This is a genomic window from Pseudomonas poae RE*1-1-14, from assembly GCF_000336465.1.
In the GTDB taxonomy this organism is placed as follows: domain Bacteria; phylum Pseudomonadota; class Gammaproteobacteria; order Pseudomonadales; family Pseudomonadaceae; genus Aquipseudomonas; species Aquipseudomonas poae.
Window position 1 is genome coordinate 3255699 of sequence record NC_020209.1, and the last position, 24669, is coordinate 3280367.

At 58.6% G+C, this 24669-nt stretch carries 28 protein-coding genes; 20 read left to right on the forward strand and 8 right to left on the reverse strand.

Going from position 1 to position 24669, the window contains the following annotated elements; genetic code table 11:
* Nucleotides 1–120: 120 nt before the first annotated feature.
* From prpC to H045_RS13990, 3 genes are read right to left on the reverse strand one after another with little or no spacing between them, the layout of a single operon-like run.
* A complete protein-coding gene (gene prpC, locus H045_RS13980; RefSeq protein WP_003230290.1) occupies nt 121–1248 on the reverse strand; it encodes a bifunctional 2-methylcitrate synthase/citrate synthase in 1128 nt (375 codons plus the stop codon).
* 43 nt (nt 1249–1291) lie between these two features.
* Nucleotides 1292–2185 carry a methylisocitrate lyase gene (prpB, locus tag H045_RS13985; protein WP_003230289.1) on the reverse strand — a complete coding sequence of 298 codons (894 nt, stop codon included), beginning with the start codon at nt 2183–2185 and terminating at the stop codon, nt 1292–1294.
* Nucleotides 2182–2895, reverse strand: a complete 714-nt coding sequence (locus H045_RS13990; RefSeq protein ID WP_015372687.1) for a GntR family transcriptional regulator — start codon at nt 2893–2895, stop codon at nt 2182–2184. The genes prpB and H045_RS13990 overlap by 4 nt, the downstream gene beginning before the upstream one ends.
* A gap of 271 nt (nt 2896–3166) precedes the next feature.
* On the opposite strand from H045_RS13990, the gene rloA reads away from it, so the two are divergent.
* The 8 genes from rloA (at nt 3167) to H045_RS14030 (ending at nt 10199) form a co-directional block, all read left to right on the forward strand.
* Nucleotides 3167–3703 carry a retropepsin-like aspartic peptidase RloA gene (gene rloA, locus H045_RS13995; RefSeq protein ID WP_015372688.1) on the forward strand — a complete coding sequence of 179 codons (537 nt, stop codon included), beginning with the start codon at nt 3167–3169 and terminating at the stop codon, nt 3701–3703.
* 5 nt (nt 3704–3708) lie between these two features.
* On the forward strand, nt 3709–5241 hold the full coding sequence (rloB, locus tag H045_RS14000) for an osmotic stress tolerance membrane protein RloB (RefSeq protein ID WP_003230283.1): 1533 nt from the start codon (nt 3709–3711) through the stop codon (nt 5239–5241).
* On the forward strand, nt 5241–6227 hold the full coding sequence (locus H045_RS14005) for an alpha-L-glutamate ligase-like protein (RefSeq protein ID WP_003230282.1): 987 nt from the start codon (nt 5241–5243) through the stop codon (nt 6225–6227). The genes rloB and H045_RS14005 overlap by 1 nt, the downstream gene beginning before the upstream one ends.
* A gap of 102 nt (nt 6228–6329) precedes the next feature.
* Nucleotides 6330–7673 (forward strand): aminodeoxychorismate synthase component I, encoded by a 1344-nt coding sequence (gene pabB, locus H045_RS14010; RefSeq protein ID WP_015372689.1) that lies wholly within the window; start codon nt 6330–6332, stop codon nt 7671–7673.
* Nucleotides 7674–7898: 225 nt separating this feature from the next.
* Entirely contained in the window at nt 7899–8201 is a 303-nt protein-coding gene (locus H045_RS14015) for a type II toxin-antitoxin system HigB family toxin (protein WP_015372690.1), read from the forward strand.
* On the forward strand, nt 8201–8557 hold the full coding sequence (locus H045_RS14020; protein ID WP_015372691.1) for a helix-turn-helix domain-containing protein: 357 nt from the start codon (nt 8201–8203) through the stop codon (nt 8555–8557). The genes H045_RS14015 and H045_RS14020 overlap by 1 nt, the downstream gene beginning before the upstream one ends.
* A 147-nt stretch (nt 8558–8704) precedes the next feature.
* Nucleotides 8705–9439, forward strand: coding sequence for a phosphoadenylyl-sulfate reductase (locus tag H045_RS14025; RefSeq protein ID WP_003230278.1), 735 nt, complete (start codon nt 8705–8707; stop codon nt 9437–9439).
* 31 nt (nt 9440–9470) lie between these two features.
* Nucleotides 9471–10199 (forward strand): aspartate/glutamate racemase family protein, encoded by a 729-nt coding sequence (locus H045_RS14030; protein WP_015372692.1) that lies wholly within the window; start codon nt 9471–9473, stop codon nt 10197–10199.
* Nucleotides 10200–10216: 17 nt separating this feature from the next.
* On the opposite strand, the gene H045_RS14035 is transcribed toward H045_RS14030, so the two are convergent.
* A complete protein-coding gene (locus H045_RS14035; protein ID WP_015372693.1) occupies nt 10217–10903 on the reverse strand; it encodes an HAD-IA family hydrolase in 687 nt (228 codons plus the stop codon).
* Nucleotides 10904–11206: 303 nt separating this feature from the next.
* Here H045_RS14035 and H045_RS14040 point away from each other — a divergent pair, with 303 nt between their 5' ends.
* From H045_RS14040 to H045_RS14055, 4 genes are all read left to right on the forward strand, one after another.
* Entirely contained in the window at nt 11207–11563 is a 357-nt protein-coding gene (locus H045_RS14040) for a helix-turn-helix domain-containing protein (protein ID WP_049818587.1), read from the forward strand.
* 50 nt (nt 11564–11613) lie between these two features.
* Nucleotides 11614–11979 (forward strand): DUF2784 domain-containing protein, encoded by a 366-nt coding sequence (locus H045_RS14045; RefSeq protein ID WP_003230271.1) that lies wholly within the window; start codon nt 11614–11616, stop codon nt 11977–11979.
* A gap of 54 nt (nt 11980–12033) precedes the next feature.
* Nucleotides 12034–12612, forward strand: a complete 579-nt coding sequence (locus H045_RS14050) for a DUF4337 domain-containing protein (protein ID WP_003230268.1) — start codon at nt 12034–12036, stop codon at nt 12610–12612.
* Between the two features lie 364 nt (nt 12613–12976).
* Nucleotides 12977–13312: a hypothetical protein gene (locus tag H045_RS14055; RefSeq protein WP_003230266.1), complete on the forward strand. Its 336-nt coding sequence runs from the start codon at nt 12977–12979 to the stop codon at nt 13310–13312.
* A gap of 1095 nt (nt 13313–14407) precedes the next feature.
* On the opposite strand, the gene H045_RS14060 is transcribed toward H045_RS14055, so the two are convergent.
* On the reverse strand, nt 14408–15049 hold the full coding sequence (locus tag H045_RS14060; RefSeq protein ID WP_015372695.1) for a hypothetical protein: 642 nt from the start codon (nt 15047–15049) through the stop codon (nt 14408–14410).
* Nucleotides 15050–15845: 796 nt separating this feature from the next.
* Here H045_RS14060 and H045_RS14070 point away from each other — a divergent pair.
* Nucleotides 15846–16580, forward strand: a complete 735-nt coding sequence (locus H045_RS14070) for a hypothetical protein (RefSeq protein ID WP_015372697.1) — start codon at nt 15846–15848, stop codon at nt 16578–16580.
* A 67-nt stretch (nt 16581–16647) separates the two neighbouring features.
* On the opposite strand, the gene H045_RS14075 is transcribed toward H045_RS14070, so the two are convergent.
* The 3 genes from H045_RS14075 to H045_RS14085 all read right to left on the reverse strand — a co-directional run bounded on the left by H045_RS14075 (nt 16648) and on the right by H045_RS14085 (nt 20408).
* The gene (locus H045_RS14075) at nt 16648–17442 is read right to left on the reverse strand and encodes a DNA adenine methylase (protein WP_015372698.1); all 795 of its coding nucleotides are present in this window, start codon (nt 17440–17442) and stop codon (nt 16648–16650) included.
* A gap of 156 nt (nt 17443–17598) precedes the next feature.
* A complete protein-coding gene (locus tag H045_RS14080; RefSeq protein WP_015372699.1) occupies nt 17599–18651 on the reverse strand; it encodes a phage portal protein in 1053 nt (350 codons plus the stop codon).
* The gene (locus tag H045_RS14085; RefSeq protein ID WP_015372700.1) at nt 18651–20408 is read right to left on the reverse strand and encodes a terminase ATPase subunit family protein; all 1758 of its coding nucleotides are present in this window, start codon (nt 20406–20408) and stop codon (nt 18651–18653) included. The genes H045_RS14080 and H045_RS14085 overlap by 1 nt, the downstream gene beginning before the upstream one ends.
* Before the next feature lie 152 nt (nt 20409–20560).
* On the opposite strand from H045_RS14085, the gene H045_RS14090 reads away from it, so the two are divergent.
* The 7 genes from H045_RS14090 (at nt 20561) to H045_RS14120 (ending at nt 24669) form a co-directional block, all read left to right on the forward strand.
* On the forward strand, nt 20561–21439 hold the full coding sequence (locus H045_RS14090; RefSeq protein WP_015372701.1) for a GPO family capsid scaffolding protein: 879 nt from the start codon (nt 20561–20563) through the stop codon (nt 21437–21439).
* Nucleotides 21440–21484: 45 nt separating this feature from the next.
* Complete coding sequence (locus tag H045_RS14095) at nt 21485–22492, forward strand: phage major capsid protein, P2 family (RefSeq protein ID WP_015372702.1); 1008 nt, start codon at nt 21485–21487, stop codon at nt 22490–22492.
* An 11-nt stretch (nt 22493–22503) separates the two neighbouring features.
* Nucleotides 22504–23223 (forward strand): phage terminase small subunit, encoded by a 720-nt coding sequence (gene gpM / locus H045_RS14100; protein WP_015372703.1) that lies wholly within the window; start codon nt 22504–22506, stop codon nt 23221–23223.
* A 98-nt stretch (nt 23224–23321) separates the two neighbouring features.
* Nucleotides 23322–23618 (forward strand): hypothetical protein, encoded by a 297-nt coding sequence (locus tag H045_RS14105; RefSeq protein WP_015372704.1) that lies wholly within the window; start codon nt 23322–23324, stop codon nt 23616–23618.
* Entirely contained in the window at nt 23615–24076 is a 462-nt protein-coding gene (locus tag H045_RS14110; protein WP_015372705.1) for a head completion/stabilization protein, read from the forward strand. Before H045_RS14105 ends, H045_RS14110 begins: the two co-directional genes overlap by 4 nt.
* Nucleotides 24076–24288, forward strand: coding sequence for a tail protein X (locus H045_RS14115; protein WP_041931514.1), 213 nt, complete (start codon nt 24076–24078; stop codon nt 24286–24288). The genes H045_RS14110 and H045_RS14115 overlap by 1 nt, the downstream gene beginning before the upstream one ends.
* 27 nt (nt 24289–24315) lie before the next feature.
* On the forward strand, nt 24316–24669 hold the full coding sequence (locus tag H045_RS14120) for a putative holin (protein WP_015372707.1): 354 nt from the start codon (nt 24316–24318) through the stop codon (nt 24667–24669).

Genomic DNA, 24669 nt, shown 5'->3' on the forward strand with positions numbered 1-24669 from the left:
TAGTTGCAAAAGGAAGAACCGCTGCTGATCCAAGGTGGAATGCGATCAAAATGTGGGAGCGGGCTTGCTCGCTCCCACCTTTTTAAACCGTTTTCACCCCGAGATCAGCGGTTTCTCCACTCAGCGACGTTCGATTGGCACGAACTTGCGCTGCTCTACGCCGATGTACTCGGCGCTCGGACGGATGATGCGGTTATTGGCACGCTGCTCAAACACGTGCGCGGCCCAGCCGGTAAGGCGCGAGCAGACAAAGATCGGCGTGAACAGCTTGGTCGGGATGCCCATGAAGTGGTACGCCGAGGCATGGTAGAAGTCGGCGTTGGGGAACAGTTTTTTCTGGTCCCACATGGTTTTGTCGATGGCCTCCGAGACCGGGAACAACACCTTGTCGCCCACCTCATCGGCGAGTTTTTTCGCCCAGCCCTTGATCACTTCATTGCGCGGGTCGCTGTCTTTGTAGATCGCGTGGCCAAACCCCATGATCTTGTCCTTGCGCGCCAGCATGCCGAGGGTGCCCTCCACCGCTTCTTCGGCCGAGCCGAAACGCTCGATCATTTCCATCGCCGCTTCGTTGGCGCCTCCATGCAGAGGGCCGCGCAGTGAGCCGATGGCCGCGGTGACGCAGGAATACAGGTCGGACAAGGTCGAGGCACACACCCGTGCGGTGAAGGTGGAGGCGTTGAATTCGTGTTCGGCGTAGAGGATCAGCGACACGTTCATCACTTTGACGTGCAGGTCGCTGGGTTTCTTGCCATGCAACAGGTGCAGGAAATGGCCGCCGATGCTCGGCTCGTCAGTCACGCAGTCGATGCGCTGGCCTTCGTGGCTAAAGCGATACCAGTAGCACATGATCGCCGGGAAGGCGGCGAGCAGGCGGTCGGTGACATCGTGCTGCGCGCTGAAGTCCTTTTCCGGCTCGATATTGCCGAGGAACGAGCAGCCGGTGCGCATCACGTCCATCGGGTGGGCGTCGGCGGGGATGCGTTCGAGTACTTCCTTCAAGGCTTGCGGCAGATCGCGCAGCTTGCTCAGTTTTTTGCTGTAGTCAGCCAATTCGGTTTTGGTTGGCAGTTCGCCGTACAACAGCAGGTAGGCCACTTCTTCAAACTGCGCGTCGGCGGCCAGTTCACGTACGTCATAGCCACGGTAGGTAAGACCGGCGCCGGCCTGGCCCACGGTGGACAGCGCGGTCTGCCCGGCCACCTGGCCACGCAGGCCGGCGCCACTCAACACTTTTGCTTCAGCCATGTTCGTTCTCCAATTTTTGTCGTTATTCAGGGCGGCGCGTTCGTTACTTTTTCGCGGCGAACAGCGCGTCGAGCTTCTGCTCGAAGGTGTGGTAGTCGATACGATCATAGAGCTCCATGCGGGTCTGCATGGTGTCGATCACGTTCTGTTGGGTGCCGTCGCGACGGATCGCGGTGTAGACATTCTCGGCGGCCTTGTTCATGGCGCGGAAGGCCGAGAGCGGGTACAGCACGATGGAAACATCGGCAGATTTCAACTGTTCGGTGGTGTAGAGCGGGGTCGAACCGAACTCTGTGATGTTGGCCAGGATCGGCGCTTTTACCCGCGAGGCGAACAGCTTGTACATCTCCAGTTCGGTGATGGCTTCGGGGAACACCATATCGGCGCCGGCCTCGATGCACGCGGCGGCGCGCTCCAGGGCGGACTCCAATCCCTCGACGGCCAGCGCGTCGGTGCGCGCCATGATCACGAAGCTGTCATCGGTGCGCGCGTCCACGGCGGCCTTGATGCGGTCGACCATTTCCTGTTGGGACACGATTTCCTTGTTGGGACGGTGGCCGCAACGCTTGGCGCCGACCTGATCCTCAATGTGGATGGCGGCGGCGCCGAACTTGATCATGGACTTGACGGTGCGCGCCACGTTGAACGCCGAGGAGCCGAAACCGGTGTCCACGTCCACCAGCAGCGGCAGGTCGCACACGTCGGTGATGCGACGCACGTCGGTGAGCACGTCGTCCAGGCCAGTGATGCCCAGGTCCGGCACGCCCAGGGAGCCGGCGGCGACGCCGCCGCCCGACAGGTAGATCGCCTTGAAGCCGGCGCGCTTGGCCAGCAGGGCGTGGTTGGCGTTGATCGCGCCGACCACCTGCAAAGGGTGCTCGCTGGCGACGGCGTCACGGAAACGCTGGCCCGGCGTACTTTTAGTGTTGGAACTCATGACTCACCTCGTGATTGGGCAGCACCGTCGGGGAAGTGACGGGCAATGTTGCGTTTGGAAGCGCCGATATGGCGGCGCATCAGCAGTTCGGCCAGTTCACCGTCGCGCTCGGCAATCGCGTCAAGAATGCGGTGATGTTCGGCAAAGGCCTGGCGTGGGCGATTGGGCGTGGCGGAAAACTGGATGCGGTACATGCGCACCAGTTGGTACAGCTCGCCGCAGAGCATTTGGGTCAGGGTGCGGTTACCGGCGCCTTGAATTATCCGGTAATGAAAATCGAAGTCGCCTTCCTGCTGGTAGTAACCCAGGCCAGCTTGAAAAGCTTCGTCGCGCTCATGGGTGTGCAGCACCTCACGCAGCTCTTCGATCTCGACGTCGGTCATGCGCTCGGCGGCGAGGCGACACGCCATGCCTTCGAGGGATTCACGGATTTCGTAGAGCTCGACCAGCTCGGCGTGGCTCAAGGACACCACTCTCGCGCCGACGTGAGGCACCCGCACCAGCAGGCGCTGGCCTTCGAGACGGTGGATCGCTTCACGCAACGGCCCGCGACTGATGCCATAGGTGCGCGCCAGCTCCGGCTCGGAGATCTTGCTGCCGGGGGCGATCTCGCCCTTGACGATGGCGGCCTGAATACGGCGGAACACGTTCTCGGACATGGTCTGGGAATCGTCTTGGGCCGGCACCGTGACTTGCAGCTGATCCAGCATATTGTCGACACCTTTAAAAGCAATGTCGCAAAAACTAGCCAATCAACCCCAGTTAGTCAAAGAATAAATCCACATTGTCGACAATCGTCTAATAACCTCCGGCGCGCTCTGGCAGGACATGGCCGCCTGCCAGCGCTGGCGTCGAAAAAGCATCATGTTAGAATGCCCGCCGCTTTTGCCTGACATCATTGGATGAAATGGCGCACGAGGGAGTTTGCGCAGCAATGCCAGTCGCCTTGAATCGAACATCGCACTGCACGCCTCAGGATCTATGAGACTCAAGCCCTTCCTTTTATTGATGTGCCTGCTGGCCGTACCGGGCCTTGGCGTCGCTGCCGAGAAAACCGTGTATGGCCTCAACGAATACGCACAATTGGCCGGCATCGACCTGGAAGTCGCCGCCAAACTGGACACTGGAGCCAAGACCGCCTCCCTCAGCGCCCGCGATATCAAGCGTTTCAAACGCAACGGCGAATCCTGGGTGCGCTTTTACCTGGCCATCGACACCGCCCATTCCCACCCCATCGAACGGCCTCTGGCTCGCGTCAGCAAAATCAAGCGCCGGGCCGGTGACTACGACCCGGATGAAGACAAGAACTACACCGCCCGTCCGGTGATTGCCCTGAATATCTGCATGGGCAGCGCTTTGCGCAGCATAGAAGTGAACTTGACTGACCGAAGTGCCTTCCAATACCCGCTGTTGATCGGCTCCGAAGCGCTTAAACGCTTTGATGCGCTGGTCGACCCCAGTCTTAAATACGCAGCGGGCAAGCCTGCCTGCGCCGCCGACGCTCATACCGCCGAGTAAACCGAATGCGCTCTTTGACCCTGCACCTGAAAATCCTCATCGCCATCCTGGTGGTGCTGGGTATTTCGGTCACCTGCTACCAGATCTTCGTGCTGGGCATTCCTGTTACCGAGGATGCCACCGACGATCTGTGGAACATCGACGCCAAGGTCGAGTTTGTCGCCAATCCGAAAGACCCGGTGAAGATCCAGATGTTCGTGCCGCCCCTGAGCCGCGACTTCGTGAGCCTTAACGAGAGCTTCATCTCGAACAACTACGGGGTCAGCGTCAACCGCACCGATGGCAACCGCAAGGTCACCTGGTCGGCACGCCGCGCCAAAGGCAACCAGACGCTGTATTACCGCCTGGTGCTGACCAAGCGCTACAGCGGCGAAAAGATCAAGGTCAAGGGTCCGACCTTCCGCGATAGCATTGCCGTGGAAGGCCCGGAAAAAATCGCTGCCGAAGCCCTGCTGGCGCCGATCCGCCAGCACTCGGCGGACGTCGAGACCTTCATCACCGAGGCGATCAAGCGCACCAACAACCTCAGCGACGACAACGTGAAGCTGCTGCTGGCGGGCGACCCGTCCACGGCGCACAAAGCCAAGATCGTCGAGCTGCTGCTGTCCATCGCCCATGTGCCGGTGGAAAAGGTCCACACCATTCGCCTGGTCGCCGACCAGCCGCAAAGCCCGGAACTGTGGCTGCGCAGCTTCAACGGCAGCGACTGGCTGTATTTCAATCCGGAAACCGGCGAACAGGGCCTGCCCGCCGACCGCCTGTTGTGGTGGACCGGCGATGAGAACCTGATCACCGTGGACGGCGGCAAGAAAGCCGTGGTGACCTTCAGCCTGAATAACAGCGAGATGAACGCGATTCGCCTGGCCAAGCTGACGGACGAGAACACCGACGCCAACTTCCTCGAATACTCGCTGTACGGCCTGCCGCTGCAGACCCAGCAGACATTCATGATCATGGTGATGATCCCCATTGGCGTGCTGGTGATCCTGATCCTGCGCAACCTGATCGGCCTGCAGACCCTGGGCACTTTCACGCCAGTGCTGATTGCCCTGGCGTTCCGCGAGACGCAGCTGGGCTTCGGGATTGTGCTGTTCACGATTATCACGGCGCTGGGGCTGTCGTTGCGTTCTTACCTGGAGCACCTGAAGCTGCAGATGCTGCCAAGGCTGTCGGTGGTACTGACCTTCGTGGTGGTGCTGATTGCGGCCATCAGTCTGTTCAGCCACAAACTGGGGTTGGAGCGCGGGCTGTCGGTGGCGCTGTTCCCGATGGTGATCCTGACCATGACCATCGAACGCCTGTCGATCACCTGGGAAGAACGCGGCGCCAACCACGCACTGAAAGTGGCGATCGGCACGCTGTTCGCGGCGTCGCTGGCGCACATCATCATGAGCGTGCCGGAGTTGATCTACTTCGTGTTCACCTTCCCGGCGATCCTGTTGATCCTGGTGGGCTTCATGCTGGCCATGGGTCGTTATCGCGGCTACCGCCTGACCGAGCTGGTGCGTTTCAAAGCCTTCCTGAAGGCTGACCAGTAATGTTCGGTTTCTGGAAGACCTGGAAGGCCCTCGAAGCGCGCGGGATCATGGGCATCAACCGGCGTAACGCCGACTACGTGCTCAAGTACAACAAGCGCAGCCTTTATCCGTTGGTGGATGACAAGATCATCACCAAGGAGCGCGCGCTCGCCGCCGGCCTGCACGTGCCGCAAATGTACGGGGTGATTTCCACCGAAAAAGGCATCGACAAGCTCGACGAGATCATCGGCGGGCGCAGTGACTTCGTGATCAAACCGGCCCAGGGCGCCGGCGGTGACGGCATCCTGGTGGTGGCGGACCGTTTTGAGGGGCGCTATCGCACGGTGTCGGGCAAGATCATCAGCCATGAAGAAATCGAACACCAGATATCCAGCATCCTGACCGGCCTGTATTCCCTGGGCGGGCACCGCGACCGCGCGCTGATCGAATACCGTGTGGTGCCCGACCAGATTTTCAAGAGCATCAGCTACGAAGGCGTGCCAGACATCCGCATCATCGTGCTGATGGGCTACCCGGTCATGGCCATGCTGCGGCTGCCGACCCGTCAGTCCGGCGGCAAGGCCAACCTGCACCAGGGCGCGATCGGCGTTGGCGTGGACCTGGCCACCGGCCTGACCCTGCGCGGCACCTGGCTGAACAGCATCATCACCAAGCACCCGGACACCACCAACGCCGTGGACGGCGTGCAGTTGCCCAACTGGGACGGCTTCATGAAGCTGGCAGCCGGCTGCTATGAGTTGTGCGGGCTGGGCTATATCGGCGTGGACATGGTGCTGGACCAGGAGAAAGGCCCACTGATTCTGGAGCTGAATGCGCGGCCGGGGTTGAACATTCAGATCGCCAACGACTGCGGCTTGACCCTGCGCACCCATGCCGTGGAAGCGCATCTGGAAACCCTGAAAGCCGCTGGCGTGACGGAAACGCCGGAGGAGCGAGTGAGGTTTGCGCAGGAAATGTTCGGGCATATTGCAGCTTTCGCCGGTTGAAAGCTGCAAGCTGTGAGCGTCAAGAAAGAGCAACTGCGTTTTAACTTTCAGCTTTAAGCTAGCAACTTGTAGCTTTTAGCTGCCGTCAAGGCTCCCCCCCGCATGTCGACCTGCTCCGTCCACCCGTTGCCTTACCAGGCAAACCCCGCCCAGTACTTTGCGGCGATCCGTCATGCCCCCGGCGCGGTGCTGCTGGACAGCGGCCGGCCTACAGCCGAGCGCGGGCGGTATGACCTGCTGAGCGCCTGGCCGCAGGCCACCCTGACGGTAGCGCCGGACGAAAGCGGCAGCGATTTTCTGCAACGCTTGCGCAAAAGCCTGACCCAGTTAGGTGAAGCAAATGTGCCCGCCGGCTACGAATTACCCTTTGCCGGCGGCCTGATCGGTTATCTGAGCTACGACTTCGGTCGCCATCTGGAGCAGATGCCGCAGCTGGCTGCGGACGACCTCCATCTGCCGGACGCACGTCTGGGCCTGTATGCCTGGGCGCTGGTCAGTGATCACTTGGTGCAGACCAGCCAGCTGGTTTTTCATCCAGCCCTGCCAGAGAGCGAACGACAACGGCTAATTGACGTATTCAATCAGCCAGTCGCGGCCTCAAAGGCCAGTTTCAAGCTCCGTGGCCCCATGGCACCGGACCTGAGTGCCGAGGCTTATCGCGATGCCATCGCGCGCATCCACGACTATATCCAGGCCGGTGACTGCTACCAGGTCAACTTCGCGCAACGCTTTCGCGCGCCCTGCCTTGGCGATCCGTGGGCGGCCTACTGCGCCCTGCGCGAGGCTTGCCCAACGCCATTTTCCGGCTTCCAGAGCCTGCCCGATCATGGCGCGGTGCTGAGCCTGTCGCCAGAACGCTTTGTCAAAATCAGCCGGCGGCAGGTCGAAACCCGGCCGATCAAAGGCACCCGACCACGCGGCCTCACGCCAGAGGAAGATGCGGCCAACGCCGCCGAACTGCTGGCCAGCCCCAAGGATCGCGCCGAGAACCTGATGATTGTCGACCTGCTGCGCAACGACTTGGGCCGCAGTTGCCGCACCGGTTCGGTCAAAGTGCCGGAACTGTTCAGCCTGGAAAGCTACCCCAACGTGCACCATCTGGTGAGCAGCGTGACCGCTGAGCTGGCAAGCGACAAGGACGCACTCGACCTGATCGCCGGCAGCTTCCCCGGCGGCTCCATCACCGGCGCACCGAAGATCCGCGCCATGCAGATCATCGACGAGCTGGAACCCACCCGACGCGGCTTGTACTGCGGCTCGCTGGTGTACCTGGACGTACGTGGCGAGATGGACAGCTCGATCGCCATCCGCAGCCTGCTGGTCAAGGATGATCAGGTGTGCTGCTGGGGCGGCGGCGGGATTGTGGCGGATTCGCAGTGGGAGGCGGAGTATCAGGAGTCGATGACGAAGGTGCGGGTTTTGTTACAGACGCTGGAAAGCCTGTAGTCCCCCCGGCACTCCGTCCTCTGACCTCAAGAAGCGCAAGGCACGAAAAAACCTGAATCAGTACGTTTGTGGACGGCCCGCCAGCACGCCTATAGCGTCGCCGGCTACTGCCTATGCGCCGTCTGTGAAGGATCACATAGGCGATTGCCTACTCGTCAGAATTTGTTTCCGGAGTTGCATCCCGTTCTGCCCACGCCTAATCTCCCAAATCGGGAGGTCTGCACGATGCGAATAATCGCGCTATCGACCTTTCGACGGTTCTGGGAAAGCCACCCAAACCATGCCGACGCGAGAACGCCGTTGGTCGAACTGTATCGGTACATGGAGAACGCCACCTACCCGACGCCACAGGCGCTGAAGGCAATGCTCAGAACAGCGAGCATTCTCAAGGCTGGCAGGGTCGTCTTCAACGTAGGCGGCAACAAATATCGAGTCATCATGGCCATCGATTATCAACGCCAGCTTGGGTTCATACGCTTTTTAGGCACTCATGCGCAATACGATCAAATAAACGCGGAGACCGTGTGATGAACATCAAACCCATTCATACCCCTGAAGACCTGACCGCCGCGCTCGCGCGAGTGGAGCAGCTATGGGGAGCGCAGATCGGCTCACCCGAGGGCGACGAACTGGAAATTCTCGCCGTGCTCATCGAAAAGTACGAAGCGGAACATTTTCCCATGCCGGCGTCGGATCCAGTGGAAGCGATCAAATTTCGCATGGAGCAAATGGGCCTGACAGCCCGCGACCTGGAGCTATTTATCGGGACCAGTGGGCGGGTCTCGGAAGTTTTGAATCACAAGCGCAAGTTGAGTCTGGCCATGATCAAGCGTCTGCACGATGGCTTGAGCATTCCTTATGAGCGGCTGCTGGCAGGCGTTTGAGCAGAACAGGTCATCAGAACCGCCGAATACCGGCAGCCAGTTGGCGGACCCGATAGCTCAAGCGCAGCCCCGCAACCCCAGGCTGATTTTGATACCATCGCTCCCCTATAGAGCGCTCAGCGCCACTGACCTGTAGGAACCGTCCTGATGAACCAAGCCTTCGACGTCGTTGAACTCGCCACGACCTATGCCAACAAGTCTGCCCAGGACATTCTCAAGCTGGCTTTCAGCCAGTTTGGTGATGACCTGTGGATTTCCTTCAGCGGTGCCGAAGACGTGGTGCTGGTGGACATGGCCTGGAAGCTGAACAAGAACGTCAAGGTGTTCAGCCTCGACACAGGCCGCCTGCACCCGGAGACCTACCGGTTTATCGAGCAGGTACGCGATTTCTACAAGATCGACATCGAACTGATCTCGCCGGACCAGAGCAAGCTGGAACCCTTCGTCAAGGAAAAGGGCCTGTTCAGCTTCTACCGGGACGGCCACGGCGAGTGCTGCGGCATACGCAAGATCGAACCGCTGCGCCGCAAGCTGTCCGGCGTCAGCGCCTGGGCCACCGGCCAGCGCCGCGACCAGAGCCCCGGCACGCGCAGCCAGGTCGCGGTGCTGGAAATCGACACGGCCTTTTCCACACCTGAGCGCACCCTGTACAAATTCAACCCGCTGGCGCAGATGACCAGCGAAGAAATCTGGGGCTATATCCGCATGCTGGAGTTGCCGTACAACAGCCTGCATGAGCGCGGGTTTATCAGCATTGGCTGCGAGCCGTGCACGCGCCCGGTGTTGCCGAATCAGCATGAGCGCGAAGGTCGCTGGTGGTGGGAAGAGGCAACGCAGAAGGAATGCGGGCTGCATGCCGGGAATATCATCAGCAAGGCTTGAGGCGACGTCTGTCACTCGTCAAGGAGGTTTCATGCGCATCCTCGTGGTCAACGTCAACACCACCCAATCCATCACCGACGCCATCGCCGAGCAGGCGCGGACCGTGGCGTCTGCGGGCACCGAGATTGTCGGACTCACGCCGTACTTTGGCGCCGAGTCGGTGGAGGGCAATTTCGAAAGCTACCTGGCGGCCATTGCGGTCATGGACCGGGTGATGGCCTACGACCAGCCGTTCGATGCGGTCATCCAGGCCGGCTATGGCGAGCATGGACGCGAGGGACTGCAGGAATTGTTGAACGTGCCGGTGGTGGACATCACCGAAGCGGCCGCCAGCACAGCGATGTTCCTGGGCCATGCGTATTCGGTGGTGACAACCCTGGACCGCACCGTGCCGCTGATTGAAGACCGGCTAAAACTCGCCGGCTTGTATCAGCGCTGTGCGTCGGTGCGTGCCAGTGGCATGGCGGTGCTGGAACTGGAGGAAGATCCGCTGGCCGCCATGGAAGCCATCGTTCGCCAAGCCCAATTGGCAATCACCGAGGACAAGGCCGAGGTGATCTGCCTGGGCTGTGGCGGCATGGCCGGCCTTGACGAACAGATCCGCCAGCGCACCGGCGTGCCGGTGGTGGACGGCGTGACCGCGGCGGTGACGATTGCCGAGGGCCTTGTGCGCCTGGGCTTGTCGACCTCGAAGGTGCGCACCTACGCGACGCCGAGGCCGAAGAAAGTCATTGGCTGGCCGGGCACGTTCAGCCGCTGAAGATCAGATCTGCCTGTTCAAGGCAGAGACGGCAGGCCATAGGCGGCCAGGTCGAAGTCCGCCAGCTTGCGGATGATCTGATCGGCATGCTGGTACTTGCTGTCGGCCATGGCTTCATCGGGCACCGCAATGGCCGTCATCTGCGCGGCTTTGGCAGCCGTGACGCCGAACGGCGAGTCTTCGAACACCAGGCAATCCTGCGGCGCCACGCCCAGGCGGCGGGCGGCCGTGAGGAAGATGTCCGGCGCAGGCTTGGCGGCGCCGACCTCCGGGTCGTCAGCAGTGACGATGGTGCCGAACAGGCCAAACCATTCGCGGTGCAAGGTGGTCTTGTGACCAAACGAGTTTCGCGACGAACTGGTGCCCACGGCAATCGGAATATTGTGCGCCTTCAAATGCCGCACCAGCGCCTCGGCGCCCGGCATGCCCAGGGCTTTGGGGAAACGCTCGCTCATCAGCGGCTCACGGATTTCCAGGAACTCCGCCGGGGTGATCGGCAGGTCCAGTGCCTTGACGACGTACTCTGCCAGATCCTGTGAGCCGCGCCCGATGATGTGCTGCTTGATCCCCCAGTCATAGGTGCGACCGTAGCGCTCCGCGATGATCTGGGTGACTTCGGTATAGATGCCTTCAGTGTCCAGCAGCAAACCGTCCATATCGAAAATCACGGCCTTGATCGGGACAGCGGTACGCGGTGCACTCATCGGAGAAGGATCCTTGGACGGACTAGAGAGATCAGCACAATAGCGGCCACGCTTGCCTGCAAGCAACCTCCTTCATTCGGGATTGTGCTCGGCTCAGATGACGGTGAGGTATTCATATCGCGTCACAGTTTTACCAGCCGGCGTGCATAACGGCCGTCCAGGATTTGTGAGAACGGCGCGATCACCTGCGTAAAAAGGTGTGAAAAAGCCCCTTGTAAACCTTATAAAAGACTTATTGCTCTTCAATGAACTCAATCCACTGGACCAGAAAATCCGTCAAATTCGACTGGGACGGCGGCATCCATGTGGTCAGCATTCAAGAGGTCAAAAAACGTGACGAACGAACCTACTGCCGTACAGATCATCCACAATACGGAGGGCAGCCCAGCCTTCGTGGTAGTTCCTTATGAACATTATCTGGCCCAGCAGAACGACCCGAATCTGGTCCCCCACGCGGTCGTAAGCCGCTTGGTGGATGGAGCAACGCCGATCAGGGCGTGGCGCGAGCACTTGGGCCTGACCCAGGAAGAGGTCGCCGGTCGCTTGGGTATTTCACAATCCGCATTTGCCCAGCAAGAGGTCGTCAGTAAACCTCGCCGGACCACTCGGGAAAAAATTGCCAAGGCGTTCGGGATAAACGCCATTCAACTTGAGCTATAACGTCATTCACGCGACACCTCGCCCTCGGCCACTTTATAGCGGAATCAAAAATGCTCTACCGTCTGGCCGCCGATGGCCTCGTGCTGTTCCACCTGTGTTTCATCCTGTTCGCGCTGTTCGGCGGGCTGCTCGCCTTGAAATGGCGACCGATCCTATGGCTGCACCTGCCGGCAGCCGCGTGGGGCGTTGTTGTCGAGGTGTTTCATCTGCCCTGCCCGCTGACACGCTGGGAAAACCTGTTTCGCCACCTGGCCGGCCAAGACGGCTACGGCGGCGGCTTTGTCGAGCACTACATTCTCGCGCTGATTTACCCGGCCGCGCTCACACCGCAGATTCAACTGGGCTTGGGCGCGTTGGTACTGCTGATCAATATCGCGGTGTATGTGCGAATTTTCCGACGTTACGGACAGGCTTGAGACAGCCTTAACGGTGAAGAATCAGACTCCCTCAGTCCGCTTGTAGCCGCCGCCATGTCCGAAGCCTTCGAAGTCCCCAGCCCCCACGAAAAGCACATCGAACACACTACTGAACATGCCCACGGTCGCGGGGACAGGTTCGCCAGCCGCATTGCCGTGATGACCGCGCTGATGGCCACCCTCGGCGCCATGCTCAGCTACCAGGCCGGCTCCACCGAGAGCGAAGCGGCGATGGACAAGAACAACGCCGCCATCTTCAAGACCGAAGCCGCCAACCAGTGGAATTACTACCAGGCCAAATCCAGCCGCCAGAATCTGGCCGAACTGGCCACCCACATCCCCGGCGTCGACGTCGCCCATTACACAGATGAAATCCAGCGCTATAAAGGCCAGAAGGAGGACGTACGCAAACAGGCGGAGAAACTTGAAGCGACCTCCAAAGAATGGAATGACAAGTCCGAGGAGGCCCTGCACCAGCATCACCGCTGGGCCCAGGCGATGACCGCGATTCAGATCGCGATCTCGTTGGCAGCGATTACCTTGCTCACGCGCAAGGAATGGCTCAAGCGCCTGTCGTATACCGCCGGCGGCGTGGCCGTGGTACTTGGCAGCCTGGCCTGGTTGCATCTGTGATTGAATGCGGGACGCGCCTTGTGGCGAGCGGGCAAGCCCCAATGCCGTTCAGTTAAGCGCAGATTCCTTGTGGCGAGCAGGCTTGTCCTGCGCTGGGCTGCGCAGCAGCCCCAAAACCAGGCGCTGAGCCGTATCAGGTACACCGCGTTTTGCTGGATTGGGGGCGCTTCGCACCCCAACGCGGGGCAAGCCCGCTCGCCACAATAAGCCGACACATGTTCCTTAAATGAACGGCATTAGGGTTTGCCCGCTCGCCACAGAAATCCAGGAAATTTCCTACGATGGATTTCAATCCGACCTTCACGCCATTAGAGTGTCGCGCCTTCGAGAATTGAATCTCGATATTCAGCCCATGGAGTTACCAATGAAGTACGCCCGTCAAGCAGTTGCAGCAGCCGTTCTCGGCTTCACCCTCGCCGGCTGCACCGGCACCGCCATCAAATCCCCGCAATACGACAGCAGCCAGTACACCGTTCTGGGCCACAGCGAAGCCAGCGCCACCGGCGTCATGCTGTTCGGCATCATCCCGATCGGCCAGAACAGCCGCTTCGTACGCGCACAGACCGCCGCCATCCAAGCCAAAGGCGGTGATGCGCTGATCAATACACAAATTCAGGAGAAGTGGTTCTGGGCGTGGGTGTTGAGCGGCTATACCACGAAAATTTCGGGTGATGTGGTCAAATTGAAGGCTGCGCAGTAAGCAGGGACTGTCAGAGTCAGCACTCTGGCACGCGACGTATCATGGGCCAGACCTCAGCGGATGGCCCATGATGTTGCGAGTTGCCTGAACGCGCCTTTGCAAGGGCCAGAAACTACAAAACCCCTGGTTTCTCTCGAAACCAGGGGTTTTGTTTACATCGAATTTGGCGGTGAAGGAGAGATTCGAAAGTACCCGCACCCGCAATCTCGCAGCCGAGGCCCCGGAATACAAGGGCTCCAGCGGTGCCAGTTGCGCAAAAGTATTCCCACGCCATTCCCAAGGGCATCAGCATGCATCTCTGTACGCGTGCGCATCACACGTATAGGGGCCTGACGTCCGGTGTCTGGAGGAGGTCAAAAAAAAGAGTAACATAAGTAATCTTGACCGTTTTTTAAGCTCAACCCATTGAAATTAAAGGGTTTTATGTTTCGAGCAAAAGGTAATATTTAAGTAATATTGAAGTAATCTGATTACTCTTTATAAATGTAATTCTCTACTTTAATAAAAACCTTTAAAATCAATAGATTGATAGAAAATTACCTTTTCAATTACTACTTTGTTACTCCTTTTTGTAATACCACCCCCCACGAAATACGGGGCCTCCAGCCCATTACCCCAACGTGGTTACTGAAATTACTCTTTTTGAAATATCCCCCCTCTAACTGCACCGCAGCACCCCCAGACCTTTCTGGCCCCCCTTAGCGGCAAGGAAAAGTGGGACTGATTTATTAACACTGGGTTTTCGCGTCGAATGATCAAGACACAGCCCCCTTTGACCCACTCCTGATACGCTGCCAACCCTTCGCATCATCCGTCCAAGATCCCAACGGCCTCAGACCTCCACCGCGATCCCTCTCGCGCCGCTTCTCCGTCGCCCCCATAATGGATTAGAACACTTAAGCCGACGAACCTCATAGAACAGAAACTGCAATACCTTCGTTATCCATATTTGCCACTTTCGTACCACGCTAATAACTATAAGAGAATGCTTTGCCGCAGCAGGAAAATGATTGCGCTATCATTAGCGAGCTTAATGTTCAGCATTATTGAAAACACAATAAAAATCTAACATACATGCCGCCCACACACAGTTAGTTACCTCAGGGATTTTGCCATTTTTTCTAAATCCGAAGCTACGTCATAGTATCCATAGCTAGTAACAGGATCGTCATACCTCGCATCCATATTTTCATCCGTTTTATAGTCTTTTAGCCTACTTAGCAGTTCACCACGGAGTATCTGTGATTCAGACCGGAAATGTCGTTGATATTCACTACGTTCCTCTGAATTCTGCAACTGAAGATTGTGATGATAGCGGGACAAAAGTCGCTGTTTTTCCTCATCCGTCTCTGCGTATATAGCCGGATCCCACTCCGAACTTTTCAGCAAATACCCGCGCTGCATGTATCTATCTACGAAACTTCTAAGCCGCTCAACGAATTGAAGCGTCTTCTCTCTCAGAGCGGCGCTATCTGCGTTGACTACCTCACTGACTTTCTCGCGCCATTTTGCGGCATCGGCTCTATTGACTTCAGCTTCTTCTGCTCTAAGCTGAACCCGTTGGGTGAGCGATTCTATGCCGCTTCTTAATCCATCAATGACTCCACCGTATCTCCATTTGGCAAAAATATATCCGAGGACGAAAAAAATTACTGAAAATCTTATAAACACCCATGGCGCTTGTGACATTAGAGCCCATTGAACTTCAAACCAATTAAAAAATGCGTCAATATCCATAACATCTCCTTTTGCATATATTTTTCAGTTAATGATGATCAAAACATTTACTCTATACTAGGCTATTTAAGCTCTATACCCTTTTATTCCGTCGCCCAATCTATACCCGCATAGGGCCTTCGTTACGATTAAATCGGGTTAAGCCACGATATCTTGAGCGTACCTAGACGTTTATCCGCTCTCTTTTCCCTTTCTCCGATAATTTTGACTACTGATTCTATGATATTTGGGATCTGGCGCAGTATGAGCGTTGCGAAAAACATCCACCTTCGCAGGGTTCTGCAGGTTTCTGACCTCTCCAAAACGCCAAGCAAGCGCCCAGCTGAAGCCGCCGCGAGTGGGCCGCAGGGCCGCAGAAAAAACGCCCCATTTAGCCCGCAGGCGTGGTGGGGGGACGACGGCGCGCGCCGGGTGAAGACAGCCCTGCCCGACCGCCTGTAGCACGCCACTGCCCCGATTTGTGGCACGTCGTTGGCCCGCCCCTGATGTGGCACGCCAACTCCCCCAACGTGCGGCATGCGACAACCGCAAGCGGCAGGCCGGCCAGTCTTGAGCCAGCCGTCGAAACCCAGCATTTGCTGGGCGAAGCCCTCGTTTTCCATTGCTTGGCAAGCATGAAAATGCTATGTTGGAATGGGTTTTTTCGTCGCCTTGAAGCGCGAAAGTTCATCGCCTCCCCGCTTAGTTTCCAGCTCCACAGGCCTCCCCCTCGCCTACAGTTCGTCGCCTCAAATCGCGTGATGGTCAATCCTCGATTACTGTATGCGCATACAGTTAAATATAAGCAGTCAACCGTATGACCCCTTCTCAACTCAAGACGGCTTGGCTCGCCAAGTGGCGTCGAATCCTCGACGACGATGTTTACCGGATCGATAACCCGGAGGCCCATAGAACGGTGTGCCGCTGGGAAACCCGGGACATGCTGGAGGCGGGCGTGATTGATCAAATGGAAAAGTTCGAAATGGACGAACAGGCTGATGCGGCGTATTGGCATGCCGTCGAAGAACTGGCCGCCCTCGCTGAGGGGTACTTTTTTGGCGGCCACTACGACGTCGTTAGCAGAGAGCGCTCGGTGTGCATTGGACGGATAATGGCCAACACTTACTATTCAGCCACGTCCCCAAGCGCGGGGGGATTTGATGGGAAGGTGTATGGCAACAAACATGACCTGCACCTGTTGTTCCGTCATAACAATGAGCCATGGCCTATAAAGGGGCTGCTGCTTACAGCGGCCTCCGGCGAGCTTTACGACCTGGTGCAGACCGCCCAAGTCATCAACGGCAGGGTCTACCCGGTCGTTAGCGATGCTGACACCTATCGGGCCCTAGTGGATTGCGCACAGGTGGCGTTGGAAGAACACGACTTTGAAAGCTACCAGAAGGCCCGGCCGCTGCTGGTATCCGCCAGATTCACTAAGTGCAGTGCCTGTCTTGATCGCTTTGAGCGGAGGGAGGATTGCCCAACATGCGCGGGCAGTGGCTTTGTCGCCAAAGAGGTCAATCAGCCAGCTGGTGCAGCACCTGCCCAATGACTGGTTGAACCCGGCAACGCTCAACGAGCGTGCCGAGCAGATAGTGCGGTATCAAGGCAAACCGGCGTTAAAAAAGTCCGCCAAAAGCGTTCGGCTCCCAGTTCATGATCACCAATTCGCCGCTGACTTCGGCTTTCGCCTGTCGTTGATTCGTCGTGCTGTATCGAATGTCCACCGTTTCGAAGTGAAACCCCTCAAACACACGTCGGATATCAGGGTGGTCATTGATACTCACCATCACCTTGCCCTTGCAACGCCGCATAAACTCGGCCATCCGTTCATAGTTTTCAAAGGGGAAGTCCACGCCATAACCTGCAGTTTGCCAGTACGGCGGATCCATGTAGTGGAAGGTATGCGGCCGGTCGTAGCGCTCGGCACATTCAAGCCACCCCAAATTCTCGACGTACGTGCCGGACAGGCGCTGCCAGGCGGCTGACAGGTTCTCCTCGATTCGTAGCAGGTTGATTGCCGGCCCCGTGGTAGCAGTCCCGAATGTCTGTCCGCTGACCTTCCCGGCAAAAGCGTGGTGCTGCAGGTAGAAGAATCGTGCCGCTCTCTGGATATCGGTCAGCGTTTCCGGCCTGGTCATCTTCTGCCATTCGAACACCTGACGTGAGCTGAGCGCCCACTTGAACTGTCGCACGAACTCTTCCAGGTGGTTCTGAACCACTCGATACAGAGTCACCAGGTCGCCGTTGATGTCGTTGAGAACTTCGACCGGAGCGGCCTGGGGCCGCATGAAGTAAAGCGCGGCGCCGCCGGCAAACACCTCGACATAGCATTCGTGGGGTGGGAAAAGCGGGATTAAGCGATCTGCCAGGCGGCGCTTGCCGCCCATCCAGGGGATTATTGGTGTGCTCATAAGTGATCCTTGTTTTGGAAATTGGATTCGCTTAGGCTTCGCACCCCCTGCGCAGTGGGGCGAGGCCTTGGTTGGAGCACTCGGCGTGTTCGAGTGATTCAGCGTCGAGCGGGTGTTAGCGCACCAGCTCGTCGCCTCGTTTGCTGCGCGGGGGTACTACTTCCCCCCCGTCGGAAGCTCAAATTCTTTGAAGCTGACGACTTCTTCACCAAGCCATTCATTGACCTGGGCCAGCCGAGCCTGAAGTGGCTCAAGTTCGTTCACAGCCCAAACCTCAGCGGCCTCCCGCAACGACCCGAATCCGCCCGCGTTCTGCGGCACGATGCCCATCAACTGCGGCGGAATGCGCAATGCCGCGAGCAGATCGTCGCGGCTGATGTTCTTGATTGAGCTGAATTCGTCTTTGGCAGCTACCTCACTGACCGGGATAAGCTGAATGCCATCCTTCTTCCCGGCCGGCGCGTAGACGAACAGGTTGCGGAAGTTGCCCGGCCCTTTCGAATTCTTCAGCGCGGTGCGCAGTGAGTCGATGTCTTCTTCCTTCTGCGCCGCGTCAGTCATGTACAGAATGAAACCGGCATGGCTGCCGTTGTTGTAGTACTTGCGGCGAAACAGGGTGGCGCTCTCGTTGAGCAACGCGCTCTGCAGGGCTGCCAGCCACTCGGGCAACCCGTATATTTCCTGGTTGATGTCAGCTTCGCGCAGGTGGCAGATCGAGCCTGGCGCAAACTCGTGTTCGTCCTTCCAGCCCCGCACTTGGTAATAGGTCTCCATGTCCACGCCTCGGCGTATGTACTTCGCCAGGGGTGGCAGCAAACCCATCGTGTTGCGCAGCATGTTGTTGCGCTTTTCCAGGTAGCAGTTGCCGCACCAGAGCCAATCGAGGGCGAACTGCTCGAAGGCCTGGCGGTTCAACAGCCGGTGGGGGACGAACGTGCGGGCCAGCATGTTGCGCTTGAAGTTGAGTCCGGACTGCAGGTACACGCTAGCGCGCGTTGTTTTCGCCAGGCCATCCATAGACATGGGCGTTTCGAACCAACGCCCATTGGCCCAGCATTCCAGGTAGTCAAGGATCTCGCGGCTGTCCAGCACTGGTGCGGGATCACCAAAGGTGAAGGCCTCAACAGGCCCGGACTCAGGTGGCAACAAGTCACCCTCGATCGGAGGGGGAGCGACGTTCAGTTGGGTTCCGCGCTTACGCTTGCTCATCAATAGGACTCCATAAATCCGGTATTCGCCGTGGTCTGCCCCTCAAGAGGCTCGTTGTGCAGGGCGTGGAAGGTCGCCCACGCCAAGTCGGCGTGGCCTGTCTCGTCGGTGCGACCCGCCGTATAAGTGAACTGACGCCCGGAGGCGGTGACTGTTTTGCGGATAGCCATCAACGATTGGGCCATGTCTGTCCAACCGGCATCGAACTCCAAACGACCGTTCTTGATTACGTCGTAGGCCTTCAGCACCAGGCGCGTTTTGACCTCGGGCGAGTAACTGAACGTGGTGATGTTCGGGAAGAACTGTTTCACCAGCTGCGCAACGCCGGACCCCATACCCGTGATGTCAATACCGATGTAAGTCACCCAGTAGCGTCTGGTGACCTGGCGGATCGATTCCGCCTGGGCGGCGAAGTCCATCCCCCGGAATTGGTGTCTCTCCAGCACGCGGAATTTGCCGCCGGCAACAGTCGGTGGAGCAATTACCACCAAAGCGGCGCTGTCGCCGCTTTCGGCCGGGTCGTAGCCAACCCAAACCTGACGATCCCCAAACGGACGCGCGGCAAAAGGTTTGTAGTCCTCGGCCCATAGATCCCAGCTGTCCACCATGCACGGCTGCAGCATCGCAAGCGGGAAAATGCTGGCCCCGTCGTCGATGAACTGGCACATCAGCAAGTTCTGGAAAGCCTCGGCATCGTATTCTTGGCGCAACTCGTCCAGGTCGAACAGGTCGCAGCCACGGTCTTCAGCATCGAGAATGGTGACGATCTGCCGCCAAACCCGGTCCTCGCAAAGCCGGCCCTGTTGCAAAGCATCGTGAGAGACGTCGATTTTGACCCGTTGCGCCGCAGGCTTGCCCTTGTTGAACCGCTCGCCGGTCCAGAACGTGTAGGCCTCGTGCGCCATGCTGGATGGCGTCGAAAAGTAGGTTCGGCGGTATTGCTTCTGCATCGCCATGCCGCTGGCGACCTTGTTCAGTTCCTTGAATTTGAAAGTCCAGAAGAATTCGTCGAAGTAGAAATTGCCGTGATAGCCCTGGGCAGTGCGAGCGTTGGTGCCGAGGAAGTGCAACTCAGCACCATTGCCCAGTATAATTGGGTCTCCCGTGAGCTCGACGCCAACCACCTCACGGGCGAAGGCCTGGATGTACGCTTTAAAGATATGTGCCTGGTTTTTCGAGGCCGACAGGAAGATTTGGTTACGGCCTGTTGTCAGCGCGTCAATCAACGCCTCACGGGCGAAATAGTAGGTCGCGCCGATCTGTCGTGACTTGAGAATCGCACGGGTCCGCTGACTGCCCGCCTTGTACCAATCCAGCTGATAGCCAAAGCACCCGTCAATGAACGCCTCAGTCAGCTTTTCAATGTGTTCTTCTTCGAACACGTTGCGTTTGGGCGCCTTCTTCGGCCCCTCATTGCGCTTGGAAAGGTTGGGATTTAGCTCGGTTTCGGTGCCGCCCTCGTTGAACCGCTGGATGCGAGCTTGCCGCTCCAGCTGCCGGTGCAACAGGTCAATTTCCTTGTAGTCGGACCCTGACTTGGGGTCTTTCAGGATCAACTGCACCAGGCGGGCTTCGGTCGCCGCCTGGATTCGCTCCAGCGGTGTCGCGCGGTCCCATTCGTCGCGGGCCTTCCAGCTGTGGAGCGTTTTCTCTTTCTCCCCGATCAGCTCAGCGATCTCGCACACACGATAGCCCTGCCAATACAGGTGCTTGGCGTGGCGGCGGTGATCGGTAGGTAGTTCGACGATGGCATTCATGGCGCAGATGCTGCCGCCCGCGCGCGAACAGTTCCCGCGCCGCCCCTTGTAAGCGCCCGCTCTACAAGAGCGCCTCGTTGCCCGTCGCGCCCGCGCTCAACAACATGCGCTCATCGCCAAGGCAGACTGCCACCGCACTGAGGGATCCACGCATGGCCGGCAAAACCGACAACCCAGCCAAGAAACAACGTTCCAAGTTTTTCCGTGTCGCCGTTGAAGGTGCCACTACCGATGGTCGCCAGATCGAACGCCAATGGCTGGTCGACGCTGCCGAAACCTATAGCCAAAACACGTACGGCGCACGGGTCTGGATTGAGCACATGCGCAGCCTAATGCCCGATAGCCCTTTCCGCGCCTACGGTGACGTGGTGGCGCTGAAGACTGAAGAAGTTGAAATTGCCGGCGCAAAAAAACTGGCCTTGTTCGCCCAAATCGAGCCGACCGCCGACCTGGTAGCGATGAACAAAGCACGGCAAAAAATGTTCACCAGCATCGAGATCCGGCCGAAGTTCGCCGACACCGGGCGCGCCTATCTGGACGGCATCGCGGTCACTGACACGCCCGCCAGCCTCGGCACCGAGATGCTGACGTTCAGTGCCCAGCACCCGGATATGAACCCGCTAGCCAACCGTAAACGCGATCCCGCCAACCTCTTTTCCGAGGCCATCGAGATCGAACTTGAATTCGAAGAAGTTGAGGACGAAAGCGGCAAGGTCGCAGGCCTGTTCAGCCGCGTTCTCGACCTCCTCGGCAAGAGCAAGGACAAGGAAGGCAAGGACGCCGCTCTTTTCACTGAACTCGGCGAGGCTGTTGAAGCCATGGCCGAGCACGTCGCCGGTCAGGGTGAGGCCTTTACCGCCGAAAAAACTGCACGCGAAAAGCTGCAGACCGCTCACGAAAAGCTGTCTGCCGACTTCACTGCGTTGGTTCAACAACTCGAAAAAACCCCGGACACCACCGGCCAGAAACCGCAGTACTCCGTTCGCCCGCCGGCTACGGGCGGTGACGGCGCACTCGTCACCGACTGCTAATCCAGATCACGGACAACACCCAGCCAAGGAACATCGGAGAACACCATGCGTAACGATACTCGCGTTCTTTTCAACGCTTACCTGCAACAACTCGCCCAATTACACGGCGTGAGCGACGTCACCACCAAATTCACAGCCGCTCCATCCGTTGCACAGACGTTGGAAACCCGGATGCAGGAGTCGAGCGCGTTTCTCAGCTCGATCAACGTCTACGGCGTGGCTGAGCAGTCGGGCGAAAAAATCGGCATCGGTATCGACGGTACTATTGCCGGCACCACCGATACCACCCAGCAAGACCGCGAGCCACGCGACCCTACCGGCCTCGACAACCGTAGTTACACCTGCACCCAAACCAACTTCGATACGGGCCTGCGTTACCAGAAGCTGGATCAATGGGCCAAGTTCAAAGACTTCCAGGCGCGTATCCGTGACGCCATCATCCGGGCCCAGGCGCTCAACCGGATCATGATTGGCTGGAACGGTACCAGCCGTGCGGCGACCTCTAAACCGGACATCAACAAGCTGCTGCAGGACGTTAACGTCGGATGGCTGCAAAAGATGCGCCTGGAGAACCCTGCACGCGTTATGAAAGAAGTGGTCGATGGCAGCGGCAAGATCCAGATCGGCGCGGGCAAAGACTTCGAAAACATCGACGCCCTGGTCGTCAGCATGGTCAACGAGTTCATCGAACCTTGGTACCAGGAAGACACTGACCTGGTGGTGATCTGCGGGCGCCAGCTGCTGGCCGACAAGTACTTCCCGATCATCAACAAGACCCAAGCGCCGACCGAAATGCTCGCGGCCGATATCGTCACTAGCCAGAAGCGCATCGGCAACCTGCCAGCGGTGCGAGTGCCTCACTTCCCGCCGAACGGCCTGCTGGTTACCCGCCTCGACAACCTGTCGATCTACTGGCAGGAAGGCACCCGCCGCCGCACGGTGGTGGATAACGCCAAACGCGACCGTATTGAAAATTACGAGTCAGTCAATGAAGCCTACGTGATCGAAGACCTTGGCTGCGCAGCCATGGCCGAAAACATCACCCTGAGCTAAGGCGAGCAACCATGACCAACCCTTGCCGTCGTCACTTCCAGCGCGTCACAGCAGCCGTTGCAGCGGCTGCTGTGGCCGGCCCAGCCATGACCATGGAAGGTTCCACTGTTTACGAACTGCACCTGGCGAAGCTCCAGCAGGACTACTTGCGCTTGAAACAGGTGCAGTCCACCGAGGGCAAAGCGGAACTGAAGAAGCAACTGCTGCCTGAGTACGTCCCGTACGTGGAAGGTGTTCTCGCCGAGGGCAAAGGCGCGCAGGACCAAGTGCTGACCACCTTGATGGTTTGGCGGATGGATGCCGGCGATTTTACCGGCGCCCTGGACATTGCCGAGTACGTCATTGCGCACTCATTGCTGATGCCTGACCGCTTCGAACGCACCACCGGCACCATTGTTGCCGAAGAAATTGCCGAAGTTGCCCTGAAGACGCAGAAGGCTGGCGGCACGTTCGATCTGTTGCTACTGCAACGCACCGAGGAAATCGCGGGCAGTGAGGACATGCCTGATCAGGCCAAAGCCAAGCTGCATTTGGCCCTGGGCAAAGCCTATGCCGAGAAGGTCTCTGACGATGACACCTCTGAAATCAAGACGGTTGCTCTGGTGATGTTGGAAGCAGCCAGAACTCACCTGGCCCGTGCCATTGAATTGCACACCAACTGCGGTGGCAAAAAGGATCTGGAGCGCGTCGAGCGTCTCCTCAAAAAATACGCTGCTCCAGCAGCTAACTGAGCGTCCCCACGCACCCCGCCGGCTCGGGGCGGATCGGCCAGGCCGCTCCTCCTGACCGTGAAGCCCCGACCACCGGCGATCTATTTTCGAGTGCAGTCATGAACACCGCCTTTGCCAACCTCTACCAGAGTGCTTTCACTCCTACGGAATCCGAACGGCGCATGTCTGCAGCAGCTGAACAGTACGTCGTAGAAACAGAAGCGTATGACCGCAGCGTCTGCACGGGCCCCGTCATACGCGGCGCCATCATGCCGGCCAACGCGCACCAACAGCGCCTTGTGAATCGCAACTCGATGCGGGCGTTTGACTACCTCTGCACGCAGCACCCTGAATTCGCTAGGCAGCACATCCGGCGTGAGATTTCCCGCACGGAAAGCCGGAGCCCTTCCCTATGAGCGCATTCGTAGCCAGCGGCACCGCACCTGGCGGCCACATCAACACTGACCCATTTTGGCCTTCGATCGATCTGGATGCCGTGCGCGCCACCCTTCGCATCGACTCCAGCGTCACCCAAGCCCGCCTGGAAACCGCCGTGATCTCCGCCGCTATCAACCTCAACCGCGAGCTGAGTGACTGGCGAGCAGCTCAACAGGCAGCTGGCTATGCCACGTTGGAAGCCGTACCAGGCGACCGGATCAAGGACGTCTCGGTAAAGGCTCACCTCTACCGCCGCGCGATCGAGGCCGGTACCGGCGCCGAGGTGTGTGAGCGTTTTCGCGACTACAGCGCCACCAACACCGGCAACAACAAGGCCGAAGAGGTTGCACCCACCATCGACGACTACCGCCGCGACCTGCGGTGGGCAGTGCGTGATTTTCTCGGCAAAAGCCGCACCACCGTGGAGCTGATCTGATGCCTGTGCAGATCCGCACCAATCAAAACGAAACCGTCGATGCCCTGTGCTGGCGGTTTTACGGCCGCACCGCAGGCGTCACAGAGGCCGTGCTCGAGGCTAACCCCGGCCTGGCCGATCACGGCCCGATTCTGCCGCAAGGCCTCACTGTCAGCATGCCCGAAGCCAAAACCAGCGCGCCCCAACGGCAGATGGTGAACCTATGGGACTGATCCTCTGCAACCAAGGAAATCCACACCATGGCTGATCCGACTTCCAGCGTTGTGACTGGCCTTCTTATTGGCTTGGGCCTGTCCACCGTTACGCCTGTTATCGACGACGGGGCGCTGTTCGGCGCCATCCTCGGTGCCTGGCTGGTGACCAGTCTTAAGCGCGACCTCAAGGTCTGGCAGCGCCTGGGCTCACTGTTCCTGTCCGCAGGGGTGGGCTACCTGTTCGCGCCTATCGCTTTGCAAGCAATCCCGTTCATCACCAGCGGTGGCAGCGCCTTTATCTGCGCCCTGGTGGTCATCCCGATCAGCATCAAACTGATGATGTGGGTGGAAAAAGCGGATATCTGGGACATCTGGCGTCGCATCAGAGGGGGCACCTGA